Below are 24,379 nucleotides of genomic sequence, written 5' to 3' on the forward strand. Positions count from 1 at the left end.
TTTTACTTTCCAATTAAAAATTCTATTTTTGCGCCTACAAATTTTACAACAAATGGCAACATATAAAAAGACAGGAAGCAAAGCTAAGAAAGGTCAAAATAAAATTGAAGACAAATCAACCACTGCTGAAGTATTTAACACTTTAGATGAAACGGCTTCAAGATCAGAACAATTCGTTATTAAAAATCAAAATATTATTTTTATTATTTTAGGACTTATTGTAGCCGCTGTATTAGGTTATTTAGCGTATCAAAAATATGTGAAAGGACCTCAAGAGAAAGAGGCTGCCAACGAATTGGCTTTCCCTAAAGCTTACTTTGAAGACGCTATGAGCAATCCTGTTGCTGTAGACTCCCTATTAACACTTAGCTTAAATGGTGCTGATGGTAAATATGGATTTATAGACATTGCCAATAATTATAATGGTACTAAAGCTGGAAATTTAGCCAATTATTATGCTGGTATTTCTAATTTAAAATTAAAAAACTATAAAGAAGCTATCGAATATTTAGAGAAATTCTCATCTAACGATGAATTATTAGGACCTACTGCAAAAGGAGCTATTGGTGATGCTTTTGCTGATATTAACCAGCCAGAAGATGCCCTTGAATATTATTTAAAAGCTGCTAATTTGAGAAATAATAATTTTTCTACTCCTTTTTTCTTATTTAAAGCTGGAAATACCGCTATGGAAATTGAAAAATACTCAAAAGCATTAGACGCTTTTAACAGAATTAAAAATGAATATCCTAATTCTGAAGAAGCTAAAAATATTGATATCTATATCAACAAAGCAACATTTGCTTCAAAAAAATAAGCTGTAATGGCAACAACAAATTTATCTTATTACGATAAAGCAACAATCCCAAACGCGAATTCCTATCGGTTTGGGATTGTTGTTTCTGAATGGAATGATGATATTACTGAAAATCTATTTTTAGGAGCTCAAAAAGCACTGCTTGAAAATGGAGCCGTTAAAGAACATATTATTCGTTGGAATGTTCCTGGAAGTTTTGAATTAATTTACGGTTGTAAAAAAATGATTGAAACTCAAAAAGTAGATGCCATTATAGCTATTGGAAATGTAATTCAAGGTGAAACAAAACATTTTGATTTTGTATGTGATGGCGTTACACAAGGTATCAAAGATTTAAATATTAAATATGATATTCCTGTAATTTTTTGTGTTCTTACCGACAACACTAAGCAACAATCTATCGACCGTTCTGGAGGAAAACACGGAAACAAAGGAATAGAATCTGCAATTGCAGCAATAAAAATGGCAGCTTTAAGAGAGTTTTAACAGGCTTCTTATTCACAAAACTTGACCATAACTTTATAATTCAGTATTTTTGAATACTGTATAACTTATACATATAATATGTTTGGTAAATTATTTAAGCCTAGGGCTCATTATGTTTTTGACTATAAACCTCGTTATTATGACGAGCGTAAAGAACGCTTGCAAAAAATGGAGGAAAAATACCATGGCAAAAACAAAAACGAGGATACTCCTAAAATAAGGCTGACTAAAAATAATTTAAAAAATGATTGGGTAAAAAATAAAAAAAGCGCTTCAGACCGTTCAACAACTATAAGATTAGCAATAATTATTGCTATTTTAGTTGGAATTGTTGCTTATATTTTTGAATTACACACCTTATTCTAATGCCAGATATTATACAATTACTTCCTGATCACGTTGCTAATCAAATTGCAGCCGGTGAAGTTGTTCAGCGACCTGCTTCCGTAGTTAAAGAGCTTCTTGAAAATGCTATAGATGCTGGAGCATCTTCTATAAAATTAATTATAAAAGATGCCGGAAAACAACTAGTTCAGGTGATTGACAATGGCAAAGGAATGAGTCAAACAGATGCCAGACTAAGTTTTGAACGTCATGCAACTTCAAAAATTACCAAAGCTGAAGATTTATTTAATTTAAACACTAAGGGTTTTAGAGGTGAAGCTTTAGCATCTATCGCTGCTATTGCGCATGTAGATTTAAAAACCAAACAAGAAAATCAAGAACTTGGAACCCTTATAAAAATTGAAGGTAGTTCTTTGGTTTCACAAGAAAATATTTCTCACCCAATAGGCACTTCCGTTGCAGTTAAAAATTTATTTTACAACATTCCTGCTCGAAGAAATTTTTTAAAATCTAACAGTGTTGAAACACGCCATATTGTAAATGAATTTCAACGTGTTGCACTGGCACATCCAAATATCTCATTTTCATTTTACCATAACGAAAATGAAATTTACAACTTGATTTCAAGTAACCTACGTCAACGAATTGTTGCTGTTTTTGGAAAAAAAACAAATGAAAAATTAGTTCCAATAAATGAATCTACTGATGTTTTAGAAATATCAGGTTTTGTAGCTAAACCTGAATATGCAAAGAAAAAAAGAGGAGAACAATTCTTTTTTGTGAATGATAGATTTATAAAAAATGCATATTTAAATCATGCTGTTTCAAGTGCTTTTGAAAGCTTATTATCCAATGGATATCATCCAACTTATTTCTTGTTTTTAAAAGTTCCAACGAAGAGTATTGATATTAATATCCATCCAACTAAAACTGAAATAAAGTTTGATGATGAAAAAACCCTATACGCAATTTTACGTTCTACAATAAAACATAGTTTAGGTCAATACAATGTTGCTCCTATTTTAGACTTTAATAGAAGTGCTTCTTTTGATACACCCTATGAATTTAAGGATAAAAAAACAGTAACTCCAAGAGTAGAAGTTGACCCTAATTTCAACCCATTTAAAACCGAAGAACAAAAATCTATTCGTTTTCCTTTCAAACGTGAAAAAGAAGCTACGTGGGAAAGTTTATACACAGGTTTAGATATTAAAAATATTGAAGTTGAAGTTGAAACCGTAAATACTTCTTTATTTAATGAAGAAAAAACCAGTACCAAAACTTACCAAGTTCATCATAAATATATTGTTAGTAGTATAAAATCTGGCATAGTGTATATCAACCAGTATTTAGCCCATCAACGTATATTATATGAAGAATTTTTAGAAAATATTACCGTTAAAGAAGCTACAAGCCAACAATTATTATTTCCATTAGAAATTTCATTTAATAAAAGTGACATTGAACTAATTAAAGAAATAAAAGAAGATTTAGAAAGCATTGGCTTTGTTTTTGATAAAATTTTAGACGACACCATTGTTATAAAAGGAATGCCTATTACTATTGTTGAAAGTCAGATTTCTATGATTATTGAACAACTTTTAGAAGATATTAAAAATGACATTCCAAATGCTAGTTTTAGTCAATTAGACATGATGGCGAAGAGCTTAGCAAAAAGTTTAGCAATTAAAACAGGAAGCAAATTAAGCTTAAAAGAACAAGAAGAATTAGTAAATAAACTATTTTTGTGCAAACAACCAGACTTGTCTCCTTTTGGTAAAAAAACATTTGTTACCATTAATTTAGACGAAATTGATAAAAAATTTAGTAATTAACATCTGTTAAATACAAGTATTATGGGAAGAATTACCGACGCTGTAAAACATATTATTATCATAAATATATTTTTATTTGTTGCTCCGCAACTTGCTCCAGCTTTAGGATTGGATAGTTTGTTTGCGTTGTATTTTCCAAAAAACCCAAATTTTGGATTTTGGCAATTTCTTACCCATATGTTTATGCACGGTGGCTTTGCTCATATTTTATTTAATATGTATGGATTATGGGCATTTGGAACACCTTTAGAGCAAATGTGGGGTAAAAATAAATTTATATTCTTCTATTTATCTGCTGGATTAGGTGCAGGTATAATTTATACACTGGTAAATTACTATCAATTTAGTGGTGTTTACGATCAATTAATTAGCATTGGTTTATCAAGTAATGACATTCAAAATATATTATCTACTGGCAGCTATAATAATCAAATTTTAGAATATGTAAGTGAAGCTCAACTTGCAGAATTTTATGCAACATACCACACTCCTGCAGTTGGAGCATCAGGTGCTGTTTATGGTATTTTAGTTGCATTTGGCATGGCTTTTCCTAATGCAAAATTAGCGTTGATATTTTTCCCTGTTCCAATTGCTGCAAAATACTTTATTCCCTTAATTATTTTAGGTGATTTATTCTTTGGTATTACAAAATATTCTGTTGGAAATGTAGCTCATTTTGCACACGTTGGAGGAGCTTTAATAGGTTTTATAATAGCTTGGTATTGGAAACAAAACCAATTTAAAAGATGGAATTAATTTGACTTTTATAAACGACATAAAACAAGCGTACCAAAAAGCAAACGTAGTTGAAAAAATCATCTATATAAATATTGCATTATTTTTAATTACAGTTCTTTTCACAAAATTTAGCATTGAATGGCTCGCCTTACCTACACAGCTTTCCGAGTTTTTTTATAAACCTTGGACAATTGTTTCCTATGCATTTATTCATCAAAGATTTATTCATATTTTATCTAATTTATTAGTACTCTATTATATTGGGAATCTGTTTCTAGATTTCTATACAAAAAAACAATTTTTAAACTTTTACTTTTTAGGTGCCTTATTTGGAGGTAGTATTTTTTTATTAAATTATTATTTAACAAATAAAATGGGTGCTCCGCTTGCTGGTGCTTCTGCCGCAGTCACCACTATTTTTGTAGCTATTGCAACTAAAATTCCTAGATATGCTCTTCAACTTAGATTTATAGGTAGTGTAGAATTATGGGTGTTAGCTGCAATTTGGGTAGGTTTAAGTATTTTACAATTGGCAAATTTTGATAATGGTGGTGCCATTGCACACCTTAGTGGCGCTGTACTAGGTTTTATGTATGCCAAACAGCTAGAAAAAGGAAACGATATTGGAAAATGGTTTGAAACTATTGTTAATTACTTTACTAATTTAACAACCATAAAAAAAGGAAAACCTTTAAAAACAGTGTATAAATCTAAAAAAAGAACTTCAACTCAAGAGGTTTCAAAAACAAAACAACGAAAAATTGATGACATTTTAGATAAAATTAGTAAGTCTGGATATGAAAGTTTAACACAAGAAGAAAAAGATTTCTTATTTAGAGCAGGGAAAAAATAATCCATGAAAAAATTATCATTGATCGATAAATTCATTTTTATTGTTAATTCTATATTAGCAACTATATTATTTATAGCCTACTTTAGTTATTATGTTTCACCTAATTCAATTTCTTTTGTTTCAATTTTAAGTTTATCGATTCCCTTTTTAATCCTTATCAATTTAATTTTTGCTATTTATTGGTTAATTAAATTGAAAAAACAATTTTGGCTTTCAACAATTATTTTACTTCTTGGATACCAATACATTGCTAAATTTTACAGCTTTAGTGAAAAAAAGGTATTGTTGACTAAGGATATTAAAGTTATGAGTTACAATGTACGTATGTTTAATTTATATAATTGGATTGAAGAAAAGAACGTGGCTCAAAAAATTTACGATTTTATAAAAGATAAAGATCCTGATATTTTATGTTTGCAAGAATTCCATACAGCAGCAAAAATTGGGTTTAATTATCCGTATAAATTTATAAAAACAAGCAATAAAAAAAATAACTTTGGACACGCTATTTTTTCAAAATATAAGATTATTAATTCAGGCTCACTAAACTTTTCAAATACTAGTAACAATACTATTTTTGTTGATGTTGTTAAAAATAAAGATACCATTCGCGTATACAATGTTCATCTTGAATCTTTAAAAATCAATCCAAAAAAAGACAATTTCAATCAAGAAATTTCAGATAAGTTAAGAGTTCGAGTAGAAAATTCGTTTAAAAAACAAGCCAACCAAGCAACTCTTATTACAGAGCATTTAAAAAAAGTAAACTATAAATCTATTATTTGTGCAGATTTAAATAACAATGCTTTTTCTTGGGTGTATCGTAAATTAATAGCTGATAAAAATGATGCTTTTGAAGTTGCTGGTGAAGGTTTTGGAAAAACATTCGATTACTATTTTCCTTTTAGAATAGATTTTATTTTAACCGATAAGGCTTTGGAAATAAATAACTTTAAAACCTTTCATATTCCTCACTCTGATCATTATCCAATTATGGCTCGGTTAAATTTTAATCCATCCTGATAATCATCAGTATAAAACTACATTAATTATATAACTTTGTTTATTATTTAAAATTCAACCAAATGAAAAAAATTATTTCGCTACTATTTTTATGCGCCTTCTTTTTAGGGTTTTCACAGCAAAAAGAACTTTCTATTGAAGATGCCGTATTAGGTTATTACAAAGGTTTATACCCAAAATCACTAAATAATCTTAGTTGGGTAGAAAACACAAATACTTATGTTTTTCAAAAAGAAAATGCACTCATTTTTACCAATGCTAAAAGTAACAAAGTAACATCAACTTTAAAGTTAGAAGAACTTCAAAAAGCATATTCTAATTTGAAATACTTTCCAAGAGTACAAGAAATCTCAGCTACAGAACTCACTTTTAGATTAAGTAATTCTTTTGAAACTTATAATTACATAACTAACAGTAAAACTACTACTGTTACTTTTGATAAAAATGGTCAAAACGCCGAATTTAATTCAAAAGCTATAGCTGTAGCTTATACTATAGATAACAATTTATATGTGGCAACAGCAACCAATCCTAAAATTGCTGTGACTGAAATAAACGATAAAAATATTGTCTCAGGACAAGCAATACATCGAAGTGAATTTGGTATTGTAAAAGGAACTTTTTGGAGCCCAAAAGGAACTTATTTAGCATTTTATCAAAAAGATGAAAGCAAGATTACTGAATATCCTTTAGTTGACATTAATTCCTACCCTGCCAGTTTAAAAAATATTAAATACCCAATGGCAGGACAAGGAAGTGAAATAGCCAAAATTGGAATTTTTAACACTCTAAATAAAACAACAACCTATTTAGATATTGATACTTCAGACGAACATTATTTAACCAATATATCATGGACGCCAGATGAAAAATACTTGCTTGTTGCTGAAATTAATAGAGAACAAAACCATGTTTGGTATAATAAATATAGTGTTGAGAATGGAAAAAAAGTAACTACCATATTTGAAGAAACTAATGATAAATGGACAGAACCAGAAAACCCAGCGGTTTTTTTACCAAATAGCACTACCAACTTTTTGTGGCTTAGTGAACGTGATGGTTTTATGAATTTATATCAGTACACTACTGAAGGAAAATTAGTTAAACAAGTTACCAAATTTAATTGGGTAGTTACTGGAATTTCAGGTTTTGACGCTAAAGGTAAAAATGTATTCATCACAGGAACTGGTGAAGATGCAAGAGAAAATCATACTTTTAAAGTAAATTTAAAAACGGGTAAATACACTAAGCTGACTAAAAATAATGGAACACATTATACACAAATTAATAGTAACGGAAATTATTTGATAGATAATTACAGCAATTTAACTACTCCAAGAAATATAGAAGTAATTGATACTAAAAAAGAAAAATCAACAACTCTATTACAAGCTGAAAATCCTTTAAAAGATTACAATATTGGAACTACAGAATTTGTAACCCTTAAAGGAAATGACGGAACCGATTTATATACTAGAATCATTAAACCTGCAAATTTTGACCCTTCTAAAAAATACCCTGTACTCATCTATGTATATGGTGGGCCACACGCCCAAATGGTTACTAACACTTGGTTAGGCGGAGCTAGTTTATGGATGCCAGCATTTGCAACTTTAGAAAATTACATCATTTTCACATTAGATAATAGAGGATCGGCAAATAGAGGTTTTAAATTTGAAAGTATTATTCACCGTAATTTAGGTAATGCTGAAATTGAAGATCAATTAACAGGTGTAAATTATTTGAAGTCATTAAATTATGTAGATGCTTCCAGAATTGCTGTAAATGGATGGAGTTATGGAGGATTTATGACCACTAGCTTAATGTTAAGAAATCCTGGTATATTTACTACAGCTGTAGCTGGTGGACCAGTTATTGATTGGAAATATTATGAAGTAATGTATGGTGAACGTTATATGGATACTCCACAAGAAAATCCTGAAGGGTATAAAAATGCCAAAGTTTCAAATTATATTAAAAATTTAGATGGCAAATTATTATTAATTCACGGAAGTGTAGATCCCGTAGTAGTTCCTCAGCATAGTATGACACTTTTACAAGAGGCCGTTAAACAAAATATTCAAGTAGACTTTTTTACTTACCCAATGCATGAGCATAATGTTAGAGGCAAAGATAGAGTTCATTTAATTGAAAAAATGATGAATTATATTGTTGAAAATAATAAATAATTGAATATCTAAATTAAATGATTAGTGTAACCTTAAAAAGTCCAGATACAACTTCAATTGTTAAAATTGAAAAGGGTGAATTAGTCAGTTACCAAAAAAATAATGAAGAACTAATTCATCAAAAAGGAACATTAGGTTGGAGAAATTCTGATACAGAAATGTTTCCTATCATTGGACCAACTGAATCTAAAAATTTTAGAATCTCAACACCAAAAGGAACAGCTATTCAAGATCAGCATGGTTTACTAAGGGAGTTATCGTATTCGCTGCTAAAAAGTAGCGAATACGATGCTGTCTTTCAAAAAAAATACATTGCAAATACTTTTATTAATAATTCAAAATATCCTGAAAAATCAACTGAAAAAGGACTTTGTTGGCCTTACAATTTCACCTTTTTCAAAAAGTATGAAATTACTAACAGCTCTTTAAAAATAAGTTTTGAACTACAAGCAGAAAATAAAATGCCCTTTATGTTAGGCTATCATCCTGCCTTTATGCTTCAAGGAAACTTAGACGAAATTGTACAATCTAACAACCAAGATATTTCTATCCCTAACATTATAGAAGGAGGTAGTACTGCATTACCTATTTTAAATACCACTGAAGTTCAACTAATTAAAAAAAATGGTTTTAACATTTCTATCAAAACAATGGGTTTTAATAATTTTATGCTTTGGACGGAAGTTCCTACTATGTTATGTATAGAGCCAATTACTGCTTATCCATACACTGATGGTGAATTGTTATCGAAAAAGCTATTTAACAAATCAAAAGGTATTGATATTTTTGAAGTGTTAATTACACCTTTTAAAATTATCTAAAACTTTATTTTATCATTTAAGTTGCTCATTAAATCATTTATATTTGATTTAGTTGCAATCTGTTTTAAAAATAAAATTCTGTACTTTTGCATCCGATAAATGTATAAGAATGAGCGCACAAAAAAAAGTCGCATTTTACACACTAGGATGTAAATTAAATTTTTCAGAAACATCAACTATTGCACGTAGCTTTCAAAACGAAGGTTTTAAACGTGTTGAGTTTGATGAAGTAGCTGATATCTATGTTATAAATACCTGTTCGGTAACAGACAATGCTGACAAACGTTTTAAAACCATTGTAAAAAGTGCTTTAAAACAGAATGAAAAAGCTTTTTTAATTGCCATTGGATGCTACGCACAGCTGAAACCTGAAGAATTAGCTGCTGTAGATGGAGTTGATATGGTGCTGGGTGCCACCGAAAAGTTTAAAGTAACCGATTATTTAAACGACCTTACCAAAAATGATATGGGAGAAGTACATTCTTGTGAAATTGAAGAAGCTGATTTCTATGTGGGATCTTATTCCATTGGAGATAGAACTCGCGCTTTTTTAAAAGTACAAGACGGTTGCGATTATAAATGTACCTATTGCACTATTCCGCTTGCTAGAGGTATTTCACGTAGTGATACTTTGAACAATATATTGCATAATGCCAAAGAAATTTCAGAAAAAGGAATTAAAGAAATTGTGCTTACAGGTGTTAATATTGGAGATTATGGAAAAGGTGAATTTGGAAATAAAAAACACGAACATACATTTTTTGAATTGGTTCAAGCTTTAGATAAAGTTAAAGGCATTCACCGTTTAAGAATATCTTCAATTGAACCTAATTTATTGAAAAATGAGATCATTGAATTTGTTGCAGAGTCTAACAGTTTTGTACCTCATTTTCATATTCCTTTACAAAGTGGTAGCGATGAATTATTAAAGTTAATGAAACGCAGGTACTTAAAAGAAACTTATACCAACAGAGTTGAAGCCATTAAAAAAGCAATGCCAAATGCCTGTATAGGTGTTGATGTTATTGTTGGGTTTCCAGGAGAAACTGATGAATTATTTTTAGAAACCTACAATTATTTAAACGAACTAGATATTTCTTACTTACACGTTTTTACGTATTCAGAAAGACCAAATACTGAAGCTATAGAAATGGAAGGCGTTGTACCTCAAAAAGTTAGAACAAAAAGAAGTAAAATGCTTCGTGGGCTTTCAGTTAAAAAAAGAAGAGCTTTTTATGAAAGTCAATTAGGAAACGAATTAACCGTATTATTTGAAAGTGAAAACAAAGAAGGTTATATTCATGGGTTTACAGAAAATTATGTTAAAGTTAAAACTCCTTGGAATCCTGAGTTAATAAATACTTTACATACTATACAATTAACAAAAATTGATAAGGATGGCTTGGTGCGGTTTGATTGGGTAAAAGTTCCAACAGTAAATTAATATTCAAAAACTATGACAGTTGTAACTGATTTATATACGTTTACTTTATTAGCTTTTACAGCATTTTTCACCATTATAAATCCATTAGGTACTATGCCTATTTTTATGACGATGACTTCTTCATTAAGCAAACAACACCGTAAGCAAACTGCAAAAAAAGCTACCATTGTGGCATTTTTCACCATTATTGCATTTGCATTTTCAGGTCAAATTTTATTTAATTTTTTTGGTATTTCAGTTAATAGTTTTAGAGTAGTTGGAGGAATTATCTTTTTTATGATGGGTTGGGATATGCTTCAAGCTAGATTAGGTAATATTAAACACAATAAAGATGAAGATAAAATTGATGCTTATGTGGAAGATATTTCAATTACACCTCTAGCTATACCTATGATTTGTGGTCCAGGAGCAATTACAAATGCTATTATTTTAATGGAAGACGCTGTAAATATTACTCAAAAAATTGCATTAGTATTAGTAATAGCTATTGTTTTATTAATCACCTATTTGGTACTAATTGGAGCAAGTAAAATTACAGAAAGATTAGGTTCTACAGGTAATAAAGTAATGATGCGCTTAATGGGTTTAATTGTAATGGTAATTGCTGTAGAATTTTTCTTTAGCGGATTAAAACCTATCATAATAGGAATATTAAATGGTTAATGAGCAATACAATAACACATATTTATTTAATGCCTGGCCTAGCTGCGAGCCCTAAAATATTCAACAACTTAATTTTTCCAAAAAATAAAGTTGAACTGCATTATTTAGAATGGATTTTACCATTATCGGAAAAAGAAAAACTTGAAGATTACGCCAAAAGAATGTCTGAATTAGTTACTGAGGCTAATCCAGTTTTAATTGGTGTTTCGTTTGGAGGAATTTTAGTACAAGAAATCAGCAAATTTTTGCGTCCAAAAAAAATAATCATCATATCAAGTATTAAATCTTCCGATGAATTACCAAAAAGGTTAAAACTTATTCAAAAAACAAAAGCTTATAAACTTTTTCCTGCTAAGGCTATATCCAATATTGAAGCTTTTTCGGTCTTTGCTTTTGGTGAATTTGCTAAAAAAAGAGTTAAGTTATATCAAGAATACCTTTCTGTAAGAGATGAAAAGTATTTAAAGTGGGCTGTGTTTAATGTTTTAAATTGGAAACAAAAAACTTCTCCAAAAAATATCATACATATTCAAGGTGAAAAGGATCATATTTTTCCAATAAAAAATATTAGTAATTGTATTTCTATACCCAATGGAACTCATATTATGATTTTAACTAAAGCTAAAAGAATTTCTAAAATTATCACAGATATACTTTAATTGTTAAAATAGAACCACCTCTTCATTAAGTTTAAATTTATTTGTAATTTACCCTCTTAAATTAATACTATCATGAAAAATTCAATTAAACTAACAGGTTTATTAGCTATTATTTTAGTGAGCTCTTTATTTATTTTTGCGACTAAAAGCAATTACAATAAAACCCCTACAGAAGCAGTTGAAAATGATAAAAACACCAGTGAAACCTATCAAATTAGAGCTCTAAAAATACCTCAAAATTTAGAATTTGCAGGAGAAAGAGTCCCTATTGAAAAAGAAGATATTAGAGAGCGCGTAGATAGAGAATTATTGGTTAATACTTATTGGCAATCAAATGGATTACTTTTGTTTAAAAGAGCCCATAAATATTTTCCAATTATAGAGCCTATTTTAAAGAAAAATGGTATTCCTAATGATTTTAAATATTTGGCGGTAATAGAAAGTGGTCTTCAAAATGTAACATCTCCAGCTGGCGCTAAAGGTTTTTGGCAAATCATGAGAAATACCGCTAGAGAAAATGGTTTAGAAGTTAACAATAATGTAGATGAAAGATACCATCTTGAAAAGGCAACACAAGTTGCTTGTAAATACTTAAAAGATGCTAAAGAACACTTTGGAAGTTGGACAATGGCTGCCGCTGCATATAACGCAGGAAAAAGTGGTATTGCAAGAAAAGTAGAACAACAAAAAGTAACAGATTATTACGATTTATTGTTAGCTGAAGAAACAAAGAGATATATCCCAAGAATGGTTGCTGTAAAAGAAATTTTATCCAACCCTAAAAAATATGGATTTATTTTTGACGAAGAAGATTTATATAAATTAGAGCCTATTAAATTAATAGAAGTTGATTCTGCAATTACTGACATTGCACAATTTTCTAAAGAGTTAGGAATTAATTATAAAATTTTAAAACTACACAATCCTTGGCTACGAGAAAACCATTTAAATAACAAATCTGGTAAGTTATATCAAATAAAAGTTCCTGCTGAAATTTAATATGAAAATGACCTTAACAACCATTATTACTCTAATTTTTATAGGCTTATTAGCTGGGATTTTAAGTGGCTTAGTTGGTGTTGGTGGTGGTATTATTATGGTTCCTTTATTTGTTCTATTCTTGGGCTTAACACAACATAACGCTCAGGGTTTAAGCTTAGCGGTTATGCTGCCACCAGTAACTTTTTTAGCTGTTTATAATTACCATAAAGCTGGTGGTGGAAGTATCGATTGGAAAGTAGCATTAATTGTTTCTACATTATTTATTATTGGCGGTTTTATTGGCTCTAAATTAGCTTTACAAATAGATCAACGAATGTTAAAAAAAATATTTGGTGTAATGATGCTTGTGGTAGCTATTAAATTAATTTTCTCAAAATAAAAATCTTCAATTCAACATTAAAAAAAGTATCTTTGTCCAATGGGATTATCAAACAATGACATTTTTAAAAAATTACGTGTAGCACATAAATTAAGGGACACAGATATTGTAAAAATATGTGAATTAGTAGATTTTAAAGTTACTAAAAGTGAATTGGGTGCTATTTTTAGAAATGAAAATCACGAAAAATATATGGAATGTGGAGACCAAATTCTACGAAATTTTTTAAATGGTCTAATTATCCATTTAAGAGGTCCAATGCCTCCAAAAAGTCCTAATCCTATAGTTAAGAAGAAGTAGTGTTTAACACCAACTTTTTTTCACTTCTTCAAATTCGGTTATAATTTCATTTAAAATTTCAGCGGCAGGTTTTATCTCATGAATTAGACCAGCAATTTGACCAATCTCTAATTCCCCATCTGCTAAATCACCTTCAAACATTCCTTTCTTTGCCCTAGCCCTACCTAATTTCTCTTTTAATTGTTCAATTGTAGGGTTTTGTGAATACAATTCTTGTAATTCCTCATAAAATTTATTTTTTATTAAACGAACTGGAGCCAATTCTTTTAGCGTTAAATGCGTATCACCATCTTTAGTTTTAACAACTTCATTTTTAAAATTGATATGAGCTGAAGATTCATCACTTGCAACAAATCTACTTCCAATTTGAACAGCATCTGCTCCTAAAACCATGGCCGCTAACATTCCTCTACCAGTTGCAATACCTCCTGCGGCTATTACTGGTATGGTTAACTTTTCTTTCACCATAGGAATCAATGTAAAAGTTGTTGTTTCTTCTCTACCATTATGACCTCCAGCTTCAAAACCTTCTGCTACAACAGCATCTACCCCTGCTTCTTCAGATTTTACAGCAAATTTTACACTACTCACCACATGTACTACTGTTATTCCATTTTTTTTCAAATAAGAAGTCCACGTTTTAGGGTTACCTGCCGAAGTAAACACAATTTTAACTCCTTCATTTATAATTATCTCTATAATTTCTTCAATATTAGGATATAGCATTGGTACATTAACCCCAAAAGGTTTCGTTGTTGCTTTTTGGCATTTTTGAATATGCTCTCTTAAAACTTCTGGATACATAGACCCTGCACCAATCAACCCTAATCCTCCAGCATTACTAACTGCTGAAGCTAGTTTCCATCCACTATTCCATACCATACCTGCTTGTATAACAGGGTATTTAATATTAAAAAGATTTGTGACACAATTTTTCATTTTATTTTTTCTGAATTTAAACGTCATTTAAGCAATAACACCCGAACCTAAAAGCTCATTATTAACATACCAAGCTACAAATTGGCCTTCTGTAATTGCAGATTGCATGTTTTGAAACTCTACATATAAGCCTTCTTTAACTTTATATAAAGTAGCCTCTTCTAGCGCTTGTCTATATCTAATTCGAGCTTTTACTTTCATAGTTTCAGTATCTTTCAGTGCTAAATCTTGTCTTATCCAATGCAATTCTTCATTAGAAACAAAAAGTACATTTCTATACAATCCTTGGTGATGTTTACCTTCACCTGTATATATTACATTGTCATTAACATCTGTATCAATAACAAATAATGGTTCTTTGGTTCCTCCAACAGCCAATCCTTTTCGTTGACCTTTGGTAAAATAATGAGCTCCTTGATGTTTACCAACAATTTTACCATCAGTTAATGAGTAAGTAATTTTTTTAGCATAAAATTTTAACTCATCTTCTTTGGAGTTAAAAACTGGTATTTCTCTTTTATATAAAGGTGAATTTTTAGGTATTTGAACTATAACTCCTTCTTTTGGCTGTAATTTTTGTTGCAAAAATTCGGGTAAACGTACCTTACCTATAAAGCAAAGTCCTTGAGAGTCTTTTTTATCAGCGGTAATTAAGTCTTGTTCAGCTGCTATTTTTCTAACTTCGGGCTTCGTTAATTCTCCTATTGGAAATAATGCTTTGGATAATTGTTGTTGTGAAAGTTGACATAAAAAATAAGATTGATCTTTATTACCATCTTTCCCTGCTATTAATTTGTATACTTTTTCATTATTTATTACTTCTTCTCCTTTTCTACAATAATGCCCAGTGGCAACATAATCAGCTCCTAAATCTAATGCGATTTTTAAAAAAACATCAAATTTAATTTCTCTATTACATAACACATCTGGATTGGGAGTTCTTCCTTTTTCATATTCATTAAACATATAATCTACTATGCGTTCTTTATATTGTTCACTTAAATCAACAACTTGAAAAGGGATTCCTAATTTATCTGCAACAATCATAGCATCATTACTATCTTCTAACCAAGGACATTCGTTAGAAATAGTAACAGAATCATCATGCCAATTTTTCATAAACAAACCAACAACTTCATAACCTTGCTCCTTTAAAAGGTATGCTGCTACGCTACTATCTACACCTCCAGAAAGACCTACAATAACTCTTTTCATTTAAACCATTTTAAGTATGCAAAGATACGATTAACTTTTAGGTTCAAAAAGTTAATTTTAAATATGAAAGTATAATGTACAAGAATGAAAAAAGCCTATCAATAAAAATATTGATAGGCTTAACAAAAAAAGGTTGTAAGTATATATTAAATAACTTTTACATTTACTGCGTTCATTCCTTTTTTACCTTCCTGTAAATCGAATTCTACCTCATCACCTTCACGAATTTCATCGATTAATCCAGAAATGTGGACAAAATGTTCTTTGTTTGAACCTTCTTCTTTAATGAATCCAAATCCTTTAGTTTCATTGAAGAATTTTACTGTTCCTTTACTCATTGTTAAAAATTTAAAATATTATATTGATTACAAAGATAATGAATTTAATTTCATAACTGATGTTTTATAAATTATTATTTTTTTTATAACCTCTTGATTTAAAATATTTTTGTAATAATAGTTGAATAAAGTGCAAGTGAGGTAATGGAAAACACTATTCAAAATTTAAACAAAGAAAGAAGCAAAAAAATATTCATTTGATTATGAAATCAAAAAAAGGATTTTAATTTTCTATAGGAAACTTCCCTAATTGCCCCCATTCTGCCCAAGAACCATCATATAACGACTTGTTGTTTTCTAACGCAATTTCACTTGCCAATAATAAAATACTAGCTGTAACACCCGAACCACATGTAAAAATTAGAGGCTGGTTTTTAATTGTAAATTGTTGAAAAATTGTCAACAATTCATTCTTAGACTTCATTTTACCGTCGTTATCTAAAACATTTTTAAAATGTAAATTTAGCGAATTTGGAATATGACCACTAGCCATGTTTTCTCTAGGTTCAGGCACATTTCCTTTATACCTATCAACAGACCTTGCATCAATTACCAAATGTGTTTTTTGTTTGATGTTATTAACTAAAAAAGATGAGTCTTTCACCAAATTTGGTTGATAATTCGCTTTAAAATTACCTTTATTATTTGTAATTTCTGAAATAGATTCAACAGGAAAATCTTCTTTCATCCAAGCATCCAACCCGCCATTTAAAACAGCAACTTTTTTATGCCCCATTACTCTAAACATCCACCAAGCTCTTGGGCTTGTGTAAATTCCCAAATTATCATAAACAACAATAATACTTTCATTGTTAATCCCCAACACTCTACATTTTTTGGTAAAAACCTCTTCTGAAGGTATCATATTTGGTATGGCACTTTTTTTGTCTAAAAAAGTAGTCTCCATATCAAACATTCTAGCACCTTTAATTCTTATATCGGTATATTTAGGAATTAAGTTAGATTTATTCTCTTTTGGACTGGCATCTAATATTATTAAATTAGGGTTTTCAATATTTTTAAATAACCAAGCTACTGATACAAGTGGTTCAATTTTCATAAATTATTTTAAAAAAGGTCATATATTTCTCTAATATCTTTCAGTATTTTATTGAAATCAATTTTTAAATCTATCAACTCACCTGTATGGATATCCCAAACCCAGCCATGAACAGTAATATTACGCTCTCTAATTGCTTGTTGAACATCTGCGGTTTTTAAAACATTGATACATTGTTCCTGCACATTTAGTTCTACCAATCTATCATATTTTTTATCTTCACATTCAATTTTATCTAGCTCAACCTTATGCAACCTGTATACATCTCTAATATTACGTAACCAAGGGTTTAACAAACCCAAGTCTTTAGATTGCATAGCTGCTTTAACACCTCCACAAGAATAATGACCACACACAACTACATGCTTAACTTTTAAATGAATTACCGCATAATTTATTACAGACATTACATTCAAATCGGTATTAGGAACCATATTTGCAATATTTCTATGAACAAATACATCTCCTGGCTGCACACCCATTAAATCTTCAGAAGAAACTCTACTGTCTGAACAACCAATATATAAAATCTCTGGGCTCTGCCCTTTCCCTAAATTAGTAAAATAATCCTTATCTCCACTAAGCCTTTCAGCAATCCAAGCTCTATTATTTGAAAAAATTTTTGATATATCCAATTTCTATTAGTTTTGTTGTTAATTTGCTTTTAAAATTAGGCGCAATATATGATTATTGTTTTAATTTTTTTACATCTTCAAAATATTTCCACTTACCTACTTTTTCATCATTTTTATAACTTCCAGTATAAATTAACTTTCCTTTTATATTATAAAACTTAGCAATTCCTTGACGCTTACCATCTTCATAATTTAAATCATCTAATAAAACTCCTGTATCCGAATACCTTTTAACGTTACCCTGCAATTTACCTTGTTTATAGTTTAGAATTTCGGCAATTTTTCCATTTTCAAAATAAGTTTTCGAGACTCCTTCTAATAAACCATCTACATAAAATTCTTCCGAGAGCATGGTTTTACCATCCTTATGATAAAATACCCATTTTCCTATCCTATTTTTTTGATTAAGTTGCCCTTCACTTTCCAAAACACCTTTTATAGTAAAAAACTTTACTATTGAGATTGCACTGTTTTCTTGAAATATTTTTATAGATATGGGGTGCTCTGAGTTTTGAGCGCTGTAAAATTTAAATTCTCCTACTTCTTTTCCTCCTTCAAATTGACCTTGGTAGCGTAAACGTTTATTTGCATAATACTTTTTCCAAACTCCTGTTCTTTTTCCATTGGCATCAAATTGATTGATTTTTTCTTGAGCAGAAACAATAAAAACTCCACAAAATAATAACAGATAAGCGTATTTAAATTTCATTTATTTTACATTAATAGTCTGTATCCAATTCGATAAAATTTCATGTTGTTTTGCCGATAATTTAGCATCTTTATGAACAATCAAATAACTTTTTAATGGCATTTCATTTTCTTCCATTACTTCTTCTAAGTCTTTTTTAATATGGCTTTGCTGATTTTGATTATATGATGTCCATTCAGAAAAATTTAAATGTTTTTTCCCATCATTTACGTGCGATGCCAAATACCAAGATACAGGCGCAATTTCACTATACCAAGGATAAACAGTATTGTTTGAATGACAATCAGCACAAGAAGTTTTTAATATTTCTTGCACATCATTAGGAACATCAACAACCGTTGAGATATCATTAGTATAATCTTTAGAATTGTTTTTTTCTGGACGAATAAATTGCATAACAACCACTAAAACCAACATAATTAATAGTACTTTTTTCATTTTTTTATAGATTTAAAATTTCTTGTAATTCTGTTTTTGAGATAGTCAACAATTTAGGTTTTACTAACCTAGGTGTTAACTCTTTCCATTTTTTATTTTTTTGAAAAATATTTTTTAAAATTGACTTTGCTTCCTCCATTTCTCCATTATTGGCCAAAGTAATTGCATACCAATATTTCATTTCTAAATTATTAGGATTCAACTTTTGTGCATTCATATATTGTTGTTTAGCCAATATATTATCTCCGCTTTCTACGGCTAAATCACCCTTATTCATAAAATCATATGCTTTATGAATTGTAAGTAACCTTTTCATTTCTTGCAGTGGATTTTTGTGATCTTCAACCCTTAAATCAACAACTGTGTCTTCCCAACTATGACCTGTACTCTCTCCTTTAACGACTAAAATTGCTGCAGATTGCTTTCCTCTAATATCTCCTCCCTCATTTTGAGCAGCTTCCATTGCAATTAACATTCTTTCTGCTAAACTACCTTTAGATTTTTTGAATGCTTCAGCCATAGCAGGCCAAACCGTATTTTTATCCATTAGATTTGCTTGAACTGAAAAATTATCACCAACAATATGTCCAGCTGCATCAATACAATTTTTACCTGTATAAGCCTCTACATTTCCTTGAACGTCTAAAATAGCTAACTGCCTTACTTCACGTCCTTCATCTAATTCTAACAATGCTTTTACTGCTAAAGCTGGGGTTAATCCATTTTCTAACAATGCCAATCCTCTTGGACCAAAAGAAGGATTTATAAAAGATTGTGTGGCAACCACACCAACACCTGCTTTACCCCAAACAACTAAACTTCCAACAGAAAACCAATTTGATTGAACTGCCACTCCCATTTCTCCTGTTACTGTATCTCTTGCCACAATTGAATACGTGTGAGCAAATGGTTCTTTTTTGGAAAATACCTGTTGCCCAAAAAGGTTACTTCCAAAAAAGAAAATAACCATAAACACTCTTAAAAATTTCATATTTTTTTATTTTAAACATTAAAGATATTACTTTCTTTTATAAATTTAATCACAAAATTTAATTATGGGTATTTCAAATTTTTGGTTTTATACCATTATGGCAATTGTTATTTTACATGTGCTAATTGCTTTTGTTTATTTAATGATTAAACTTTCTCCTAAAAAAGATAAGAAAAAGAAGAATGGATAAGGATTATTTAATTCAACAATTAGAAAACATTCAAAATGCTAAAAGAGTAAATAGATTACGAGTTGCCAATTTGGTAATAGAAAACCCCAATCTTTTTAAGTTTTTACTTGAATTAGTTTTTGATGTAACAGCTAAAACTTCCATTAAAGCTGCTTGGGTTTTAGAATTTGTTTGCGAACAAAAATTAGAATGGTTAGCACCTCATTTAAGCTATTTCACTGAAAACATTAGTAAAGTAACTTTTGATAGTGCTGTTAGGCCGGTTGCAAAAATTTGTAATTTTTTAGCCATTGCCTATAACACAAAAAAAGATTCAGTGATAAAAACAAAATTGAATTCAAAACATATTGATCAAATAATTGAAACAGGTTTTGATTGGATGATTAGCAATCATAAAGTTGCAGTAAAAGCGTATACAATGACTACTTTATTTTTATTTGGAAAAAACTATGATTGGGTTCACGAAGAATTAAAATTAATAATCCAACAAAACATGGCAAAAGAAACAGCAGCATACAAAGCAAGAGGCAAGATTACTTTAGCCTTGATAAACAAAAAATAAAACTACTTATTTTGGCTAATATTCATTAATTTTGCATTTTTCAACACAAAACTAAAAAATGTCTTTAACAAATTTAAATGCCATATCTCCAATTGATGGAAGATACAGAAGTAAAGTAGAAAGTTTAGCTCCTTTTTTTTCAGAAGAAGCACTTATAAAATACAGAGTAAAAGTAGAAATTGAATATTTTATTGCATTGTGTGAAATTCCGCTACCACAATTAGCAAATTTCAACACCAATCTCTTTAATGAGCTGAGAAATATTTATAAAAATTTCACTTCAAAAGATGCTCAAAAAATTAAAGATATTGAAGGCATTACTAATCATGATGTAAAAGCTGTTGAATATTTTATAAAAGAAAAATTTGACAGCTTAAATCTTAAGCAATATAAAGAGTTTATCCATTTTGGTTTAACTTCTCAAGACATAAATAACACTTCAGTTCCATTATCTATAAACGATGCATTTGACGCTGTTTATTATCCTGAATTAGCTATACTATTAGAAAAATTAAGAGGTTTAGCTGCTGAATGGGCTAATGTTCCAATGTTAGCTCGTACACACGGACAACCTGCTTCACCTACTCGATTAGGAAAAGAGATTTTGGTGTTTATTGAACGCATTGAACAACAAATAACACAATTGCAAAATATACCATACGCAGCTAAATTTGGTGGTGCTACTGGTAATTTTAATGCCCATAAAGTTGCTTATCCAACTATTGATTGGAAAGCTTTTGGAACTCACTTTGTTGAAAAAATATTAGGACTGCATCATTCGTTTCCTACAACACAAATTGAACATTACGATCATTTAGCGGGTATTTTTGACGCTCAAAAGCGCATTAACACTATACTAATTGACTTTAATAGAGATGTTTGGACCTATGTTTCAATGGACTATTTCAAACAAAAAATTAAAAAAGGAGAAGTTGGTTCATCAGCAATGCCACATAAAGTGAATCCGATAGATTTTGAAAACTCGGAAGGAAACTTAGGAATTGCCAATGCTATTTTTGAGCATTTGGCTGCTAAGCTTCCAGTTTCACGTTTACAACGTGATTTAACTGATTCTACTGTTCTAAGAAATGTAGGAGTTCCATTTGCACATACAATTATTGGGTTTACTTCTACGTTAAAGGGGTTAAACAAATTATTAATTAATGAAACTAAATTTGCTGAAGATTTAGAAAATCATTGGGCGGTGGTTGCTGAAGCTATTCAAACTATTTTAAGAAGAGAAGCCTATCCCAACCCGTATGAAGCTTTAAAAGGATTGACAAGGACTAATGAAAAAATCACTCAAAAATCAATGGCTGATTTTATTGACAGCTTAGATGTTTCAACCGAAATTAAAACAGAGCTAAAACAAATAACCCCTAGTAATTATACTGGAATTTAAACTATTAAATATGAAAAAGACACTACTAATAATTTCAATTTTCACACTTTTTATAAGCTGTAAAAATGAACCTTTAAATGCGGATCGCTTTAAAACAGGAACGTTTGAAATTCCTGAAGGTAAAGGATATGGAAAAACCATTGTTATTAGGAATGACACTATTCAAATTGAAAAATATGAAGGTAGAATAGATACTTTAAGTATTTTATGGAAAAACAATTTTAATTATACTTTAAAAATGTTACACCCTAAAACAGCTATAGATGAAGATCCAATACATGTTAAAATTACAAACATCAATAAAAATTCTTATGAATTTGAAGCTGTAATTGGACATTCTAACTTTGTTCAAAAAGGTGAAATTTTTAAAATAGCTGACTAGCTCATGGAAATATTTTTACAACCAGATACATGGATAGCGCTTTTAACACTCGTTTTTTTAGAAATTGTTTTAGGTATAGACAACATTGTATTTATTTCAATAGTTTCAAATAAACTTGAAGAAAAAGACAGACCAAAAGCTAGAAATATAGGATTATTACTAGCAATGGTTTTTCGTATTGGCTTGTTATTTGGAATTTCTTGGGTACTTCAACTACAAAATGTATTAGTCCATGTTGACACCTCTTGGTTAAAAGCTGGAATCACAGGACAAAGTTTAATTATAATTGCAGGAGGAATTTTCTTATTATACAAAAGTGTTTCTGAAATTCACCACAAATTAGAAGGGGATGTAAATGGTAAAGAAGTAAAAACCAGTACTACAGTTTTAAATGCCATTATTCAAATTGTAATGCTAGATTTGGTATTTTCTTTTGATAGTATTTTGACTGCGATTGGTTTGGTAAGTTTTGACAATCCACCTGCCGGATTTGGATATTTTGGAGGAATGGTTATTATAATTATTGCTATTGTAGTTTCAATAATTATAATGCTTGTTTTTGCTGGACCAGTAAGTAAATTTGTAAATGAACATCCTACAATTCAAATTTTAGGTTTATCCTTTCTATTATTGATTGGGGTTATGCTATTGGCTGAAGGTTCGCATTTGGCGCATTTTGAATTTTTTGGAAATATGGTACACAGCATACCAAAAGGCTATTTATATTTTGCAATATTCTTCTCTCTATTTGTAGAATTTTTGAATTTAAAAATGAAAAAAGGAAAAAAACCTGTTCAACTTCACAATTCTACTATTCTTGATGAAAAATTAAAAGACAAGAAGCTAAACGACTAATTTTAAGAATTATAAAAAGATACCATCGCTAAAAACATGAACGATAGAAAAACAACTAATATTTTATTATTGGTAATTGTAATACCCCTTATTTTTTATTTACTAAAAATACTTTCTTTTATTTTTATTCCTCTAATAGCTTCAATGTTTATTGCATTGCTGTTTTTACCACTAATGAGATGGTTTAACAAAAGAAATGTTCCTAAATTCATCAGTATTTTTGTAATTCTCTTAATTTTTGGAGTTATATTTAAAATTGGAGGAGAACTTATTAAATTATCCAGTAGAGAAATTTTAGCTGCTGATAACTTTTTTATTCAAAAAGCTTCTACCAAATTAACCAATTTATTCAGCGTAATTGAACAGTTTTTTGGAATAGAATACTTTAGTGATAAAGGAAATATTTTTTCTAATTTGTTTCAAAAAGAAAACATTTCAAAAAATTTTGGCTCCACATTAGAATTTATTAGCAATACCCTTTCTATGACGCTAATGACTGCTTTTTTTGTTGTTTTATGGTTGGCTGAATCTATCAATTTTGAAAAGCTATTAAACAACACTATTCTTAAACAAAAGTTTGCGTCAGTTAAAACTTTTATGAAAATTGAAAAAGATTTATTAAAATTTATTAAAGTTAAAATATTAATAAGCTTATTTACAGGTATTGGTATTGGATTAGCTTGTGTGTTTTTTGATATTAAGTTTCCGATATTTTGGGGGCTTTTTGCTTTTGTTATTAATTTTGTTCAAATGATTGGATCATTTATTTCTGTTATCTTATTAGCATTATTTGCATTTGTTCAGTTAGACCCTACAAGCACCTTATTCTTTTTTATTGTAACAATTACTGGAGTTCAAGTACTATTTGGTGGTGTATTAGAGCCTATTTTCATGGGTAAATCATTCTCCATAAATATTATAACCATTTTAGTTATGTTAATGCTTTGGGGCTTTATTTGGGGAATTCCTGGTTTAATCATGGCCATTCCATTAACCGTTTTTATTAAAATTATTTTAGAGCAATTTCCTAAAACCAAATTATTAGCAAGTTTTTTATCTGGAACACATTAAATTTTTTGAAAAAACAATTATTTTTCACTTTATAATTT

Annotated in this window: 29 protein-coding genes; 21 read left to right on the forward strand and 8 right to left on the reverse strand. The window is 29.6% G+C overall.

Annotated features, from left to right (window positions below):
• The first annotated feature begins 52 nt into the window (after positions 1 to 52).
• The 15 genes from Q0714_RS05245 (at position 53) to Q0714_RS05315 (ending at position 13,554) form a co-directional block, all read left to right on the forward strand.
• A complete protein-coding gene (locus tag Q0714_RS05245) occupies positions 53 to 817 on the forward strand; it encodes a tetratricopeptide repeat protein (RefSeq protein ID WP_298263279.1) in 765 nt (254 codons plus the stop codon).
• A 6-nt stretch (positions 818 to 823) separates the two neighbouring features.
• Positions 824 to 1,303, forward strand: a complete 480-nt coding sequence (gene ribH / locus Q0714_RS05250; protein WP_298263281.1) for a 6,7-dimethyl-8-ribityllumazine synthase — start codon at positions 824 to 826, stop codon at positions 1,301 to 1,303.
• Between the two features lie 78 nt (positions 1,304 to 1,381).
• Positions 1,382 to 1,669, forward strand: coding sequence for a hypothetical protein (locus Q0714_RS05255; RefSeq protein ID WP_298263282.1), 288 nt, complete (start codon positions 1,382 to 1,384; stop codon positions 1,667 to 1,669).
• A complete protein-coding gene (mutL, locus tag Q0714_RS05260; protein WP_298263283.1) occupies positions 1,669 to 3,483 on the forward strand; it encodes a DNA mismatch repair endonuclease MutL in 1,815 nt (604 codons plus the stop codon). Before Q0714_RS05255 ends, mutL begins: the two co-directional genes overlap by 1 nt.
• A gap of 21 nt (positions 3,484 to 3,504) precedes the next feature.
• Positions 3,505 to 4,239, forward strand: a complete 735-nt coding sequence (locus Q0714_RS05265) for a rhomboid family intramembrane serine protease (protein WP_298263284.1) — start codon at positions 3,505 to 3,507, stop codon at positions 4,237 to 4,239.
• 1 nt (position 4,240) lies between these two features.
• Entirely contained in the window at positions 4,241 to 5,074 is an 834-nt protein-coding gene (locus Q0714_RS05270) for a rhomboid family intramembrane serine protease (protein WP_298263285.1), read from the forward strand.
• Between the two features lie 3 nt (positions 5,075 to 5,077).
• Positions 5,078 to 6,097, forward strand: coding sequence for an endonuclease/exonuclease/phosphatase family protein (locus tag Q0714_RS05275; protein ID WP_298263286.1), 1,020 nt, complete (start codon positions 5,078 to 5,080; stop codon positions 6,095 to 6,097).
• Positions 6,098 to 6,159: 62 nt separating this feature from the next.
• Entirely contained in the window at positions 6,160 to 8,286 is a 2,127-nt protein-coding gene (locus tag Q0714_RS05280) for a DPP IV N-terminal domain-containing protein (protein ID WP_298263288.1), read from the forward strand.
• A 17-nt stretch (positions 8,287 to 8,303) separates the two neighbouring features.
• Positions 8,304 to 9,107 (forward strand): aldose 1-epimerase, encoded by an 804-nt coding sequence (locus tag Q0714_RS05285; protein ID WP_298263289.1) that lies wholly within the window; start codon positions 8,304 to 8,306, stop codon positions 9,105 to 9,107.
• Positions 9,108 to 9,216: 109 nt separating this feature from the next.
• The gene (gene mtaB, locus Q0714_RS05290) at positions 9,217 to 10,551 is read left to right on the forward strand and encodes a tRNA (N(6)-L-threonylcarbamoyladenosine(37)-C(2))-methylthiotransferase MtaB (RefSeq protein ID WP_298263291.1); all 1,335 of its coding nucleotides are present in this window, start codon (positions 9,217 to 9,219) and stop codon (positions 10,549 to 10,551) included.
• A gap of 12 nt (positions 10,552 to 10,563) precedes the next feature.
• Positions 10,564 to 11,214: a MarC family protein gene (locus tag Q0714_RS05295; RefSeq protein WP_298263292.1), complete on the forward strand. Its 651-nt coding sequence runs from the start codon at positions 10,564 to 10,566 to the stop codon at positions 11,212 to 11,214.
• Positions 11,214 to 11,873, forward strand: coding sequence for an alpha/beta hydrolase (locus Q0714_RS05300; RefSeq protein ID WP_298263294.1), 660 nt, complete (start codon positions 11,214 to 11,216; stop codon positions 11,871 to 11,873). Before Q0714_RS05295 ends, Q0714_RS05300 begins: the two co-directional genes overlap by 1 nt.
• A 72-nt stretch (positions 11,874 to 11,945) precedes the next feature.
• Positions 11,946 to 12,872: a lytic transglycosylase domain-containing protein gene (locus Q0714_RS05305; RefSeq protein ID WP_298263295.1), complete on the forward strand. Its 927-nt coding sequence runs from the start codon at positions 11,946 to 11,948 to the stop codon at positions 12,870 to 12,872.
• 1 nt (position 12,873) lies between these two features.
• The gene (locus Q0714_RS05310; RefSeq protein ID WP_363317302.1) at positions 12,874 to 13,254 is read left to right on the forward strand and encodes a sulfite exporter TauE/SafE family protein; all 381 of its coding nucleotides are present in this window, start codon (positions 12,874 to 12,876) and stop codon (positions 13,252 to 13,254) included.
• Between the two features lie 39 nt (positions 13,255 to 13,293).
• Complete coding sequence (locus Q0714_RS05315; protein WP_298263296.1) at positions 13,294 to 13,554, forward strand: DUF1456 family protein; 261 nt, start codon at positions 13,294 to 13,296, stop codon at positions 13,552 to 13,554.
• Positions 13,555 to 13,557: 3 nt separating this feature from the next.
• Here the strand turns inward: Q0714_RS05315 and Q0714_RS05320 are convergent, their stop codons facing one another.
• The 8 genes from Q0714_RS05320 to Q0714_RS05355 all read right to left on the reverse strand — a co-directional run bounded on the left by Q0714_RS05320 (position 13,558) and on the right by Q0714_RS05355 (position 19,879).
• Positions 13,558 to 14,493 carry a nitronate monooxygenase gene (locus tag Q0714_RS05320; protein WP_298263297.1) on the reverse strand — a complete coding sequence of 312 codons (936 nt, stop codon included), beginning with the start codon at positions 14,491 to 14,493 and terminating at the stop codon, positions 13,558 to 13,560.
• A gap of 27 nt (positions 14,494 to 14,520) precedes the next feature.
• On the reverse strand, positions 14,521 to 15,708 hold the full coding sequence (mnmA, locus tag Q0714_RS05325; protein WP_298263298.1) for a tRNA 2-thiouridine(34) synthase MnmA: 1,188 nt from the start codon (positions 15,706 to 15,708) through the stop codon (positions 14,521 to 14,523).
• Between the two features lie 146 nt (positions 15,709 to 15,854).
• Complete coding sequence (locus Q0714_RS05330) at positions 15,855 to 16,046, reverse strand: cold shock domain-containing protein (protein ID WP_298263299.1); 192 nt, start codon at positions 16,044 to 16,046, stop codon at positions 15,855 to 15,857.
• A gap of 223 nt (positions 16,047 to 16,269) precedes the next feature.
• Positions 16,270 to 17,106: a sulfurtransferase gene (locus tag Q0714_RS05335; protein WP_298263301.1), complete on the reverse strand. Its 837-nt coding sequence runs from the start codon at positions 17,104 to 17,106 to the stop codon at positions 16,270 to 16,272.
• An 8-nt stretch (positions 17,107 to 17,114) separates the two neighbouring features.
• Positions 17,115 to 17,741: a carbonic anhydrase gene (locus tag Q0714_RS05340; protein WP_298263302.1), complete on the reverse strand. Its 627-nt coding sequence runs from the start codon at positions 17,739 to 17,741 to the stop codon at positions 17,115 to 17,117.
• 52 nt (positions 17,742 to 17,793) lie between these two features.
• On the reverse strand, positions 17,794 to 18,450 hold the full coding sequence (locus Q0714_RS05345; protein WP_298263303.1) for a toxin-antitoxin system YwqK family antitoxin: 657 nt from the start codon (positions 18,448 to 18,450) through the stop codon (positions 17,794 to 17,796).
• Positions 18,451 to 18,888 carry a heme-binding domain-containing protein gene (locus Q0714_RS05350; RefSeq protein WP_298263305.1) on the reverse strand — a complete coding sequence of 146 codons (438 nt, stop codon included), beginning with the start codon at positions 18,886 to 18,888 and terminating at the stop codon, positions 18,451 to 18,453.
• A 4-nt stretch (positions 18,889 to 18,892) separates the two neighbouring features.
• On the reverse strand, positions 18,893 to 19,879 hold the full coding sequence (locus Q0714_RS05355; RefSeq protein ID WP_298263306.1) for a DUF1028 domain-containing protein: 987 nt from the start codon (positions 19,877 to 19,879) through the stop codon (positions 18,893 to 18,895).
• A 64-nt stretch (positions 19,880 to 19,943) separates the two neighbouring features.
• Here Q0714_RS05355 and Q0714_RS05360 point away from each other — a divergent pair, with 64 nt between their 5' ends.
• From Q0714_RS05360 to Q0714_RS05385, 6 genes are read left to right on the forward strand one after another with little or no spacing between them, the layout of a single operon-like run.
• A complete protein-coding gene (locus Q0714_RS05360) occupies positions 19,944 to 20,069 on the forward strand; it encodes a hypothetical protein (protein ID WP_298263307.1) in 126 nt (41 codons plus the stop codon).
• A complete protein-coding gene (locus tag Q0714_RS05365; RefSeq protein WP_298263309.1) occupies positions 20,062 to 20,631 on the forward strand; it encodes an adenylosuccinate lyase in 570 nt (189 codons plus the stop codon). The genes Q0714_RS05360 and Q0714_RS05365 overlap by 8 nt, the downstream gene beginning before the upstream one ends.
• Positions 20,632 to 20,689: 58 nt before the next feature.
• Entirely contained in the window at positions 20,690 to 22,033 is a 1,344-nt protein-coding gene (gene purB / locus Q0714_RS05370) for an adenylosuccinate lyase (protein ID WP_298263310.1), read from the forward strand.
• Between the two features lie 10 nt (positions 22,034 to 22,043).
• A complete protein-coding gene (locus tag Q0714_RS05375; RefSeq protein ID WP_298263311.1) occupies positions 22,044 to 22,415 on the forward strand; it encodes a hypothetical protein in 372 nt (123 codons plus the stop codon).
• A 3-nt stretch (positions 22,416 to 22,418) separates the two neighbouring features.
• Positions 22,419 to 23,270: a TerC family protein gene (locus Q0714_RS05380; protein ID WP_298263313.1), complete on the forward strand. Its 852-nt coding sequence runs from the start codon at positions 22,419 to 22,421 to the stop codon at positions 23,268 to 23,270.
• 36 nt (positions 23,271 to 23,306) lie between these two features.
• Positions 23,307 to 24,341 carry an AI-2E family transporter gene (locus Q0714_RS05385; RefSeq protein ID WP_298263315.1) on the forward strand — a complete coding sequence of 345 codons (1,035 nt, stop codon included), beginning with the start codon at positions 23,307 to 23,309 and terminating at the stop codon, positions 24,339 to 24,341.
• Positions 24,342 to 24,379: the final 38 nt, after the last annotated feature.

Origin of the sequence: uncultured Lutibacter sp., from assembly GCF_947493565.1 — a bacterium.
Taxonomy (GTDB): Bacteria; Bacteroidota; Bacteroidia; order Flavobacteriales; family Flavobacteriaceae; genus Lutibacter; species Lutibacter aestuarii.

Bases quoted from the DNA above. Each gene is read 5' to 3' on its own strand.
- Q0714_RS05245 (WP_298263279.1), top strand. From the start codon at position 53: ATGGCAACATATAAAAAGACAGGAAGCAAAGCTAAGAAAGGTCAAAAT.
- ribH (WP_298263281.1), top strand. From the start codon at position 824: ATGGCAACAACAAATTTATCTTATTACGATAAAGCAACAATCCCAAAC.
- Q0714_RS05255 (WP_298263282.1), top strand. From the start codon at position 1,382: ATGTTTGGTAAATTATTTAAGCCTAGGGCTCATTATGTTTTTGACTAT.
- mutL (WP_298263283.1), top strand. From the start codon at position 1,669: ATGCCAGATATTATACAATTACTTCCTGATCACGTTGCTAATCAAATT.
- Q0714_RS05265 (WP_298263284.1), top strand. From the start codon at position 3,505: ATGGGAAGAATTACCGACGCTGTAAAACATATTATTATCATAAATATA.
- Q0714_RS05275 (WP_298263286.1), top strand. From the start codon at position 5,078: ATGAAAAAATTATCATTGATCGATAAATTCATTTTTATTGTTAATTCT.
- Q0714_RS05280 (WP_298263288.1), top strand. From the start codon at position 6,160: ATGAAAAAAATTATTTCGCTACTATTTTTATGCGCCTTCTTTTTAGGG.
- Q0714_RS05285 (WP_298263289.1), top strand. From the start codon at position 8,304: ATGATTAGTGTAACCTTAAAAAGTCCAGATACAACTTCAATTGTTAAA.
- mtaB (WP_298263291.1), top strand. From the start codon at position 9,217: ATGAGCGCACAAAAAAAAGTCGCATTTTACACACTAGGATGTAAATTA.
- Q0714_RS05295 (WP_298263292.1), top strand. From the start codon at position 10,564: ATGACAGTTGTAACTGATTTATATACGTTTACTTTATTAGCTTTTACA.
- Q0714_RS05300 (WP_298263294.1), top strand. From the start codon at position 11,214: ATGAGCAATACAATAACACATATTTATTTAATGCCTGGCCTAGCTGCG.
- Q0714_RS05305 (WP_298263295.1), top strand. From the start codon at position 11,946: ATGAAAAATTCAATTAAACTAACAGGTTTATTAGCTATTATTTTAGTG.
- Q0714_RS05310 (WP_363317302.1), top strand. From the start codon at position 12,874: ATGAAAATGACCTTAACAACCATTATTACTCTAATTTTTATAGGCTTA.
- Q0714_RS05315 (WP_298263296.1), top strand. From the start codon at position 13,294: ATGGGATTATCAAACAATGACATTTTTAAAAAATTACGTGTAGCACAT.
- Q0714_RS05320 (WP_298263297.1), bottom strand. From the start codon at position 14,493: ATGAAAAATTGTGTCACAAATCTTTTTAATATTAAATACCCTGTTATA.
- mnmA (WP_298263298.1), bottom strand. From the start codon at position 15,708: ATGAAAAGAGTTATTGTAGGTCTTTCTGGAGGTGTAGATAGTAGCGTA.
- Q0714_RS05330 (WP_298263299.1), bottom strand. From the start codon at position 16,046: ATGAGTAAAGGAACAGTAAAATTCTTCAATGAAACTAAAGGATTTGGA.
- Q0714_RS05335 (WP_298263301.1), bottom strand. From the start codon at position 17,106: ATGAAAATTGAACCACTTGTATCAGTAGCTTGGTTATTTAAAAATATT.
- Q0714_RS05345 (WP_298263303.1), bottom strand. From the start codon at position 18,450: ATGAAATTTAAATACGCTTATCTGTTATTATTTTGTGGAGTTTTTATT.
- Q0714_RS05350 (WP_298263305.1), bottom strand. From the start codon at position 18,888: ATGAAAAAAGTACTATTAATTATGTTGGTTTTAGTGGTTGTTATGCAA.
- Q0714_RS05355 (WP_298263306.1), bottom strand. From the start codon at position 19,879: ATGAAATTTTTAAGAGTGTTTATGGTTATTTTCTTTTTTGGAAGTAAC.
- Q0714_RS05360 (WP_298263307.1), top strand. From the start codon at position 19,944: ATGGGTATTTCAAATTTTTGGTTTTATACCATTATGGCAATTGTTATT.
- Q0714_RS05365 (WP_298263309.1), top strand. From the start codon at position 20,062: ATGGATAAGGATTATTTAATTCAACAATTAGAAAACATTCAAAATGCT.
- purB (WP_298263310.1), top strand. From the start codon at position 20,690: ATGTCTTTAACAAATTTAAATGCCATATCTCCAATTGATGGAAGATAC.
- Q0714_RS05375 (WP_298263311.1), top strand. From the start codon at position 22,044: ATGAAAAAGACACTACTAATAATTTCAATTTTCACACTTTTTATAAGC.
- Q0714_RS05380 (WP_298263313.1), top strand. From the start codon at position 22,419: ATGGAAATATTTTTACAACCAGATACATGGATAGCGCTTTTAACACTC.
- Q0714_RS05385 (WP_298263315.1), top strand. From the start codon at position 23,307: ATGAACGATAGAAAAACAACTAATATTTTATTATTGGTAATTGTAATA.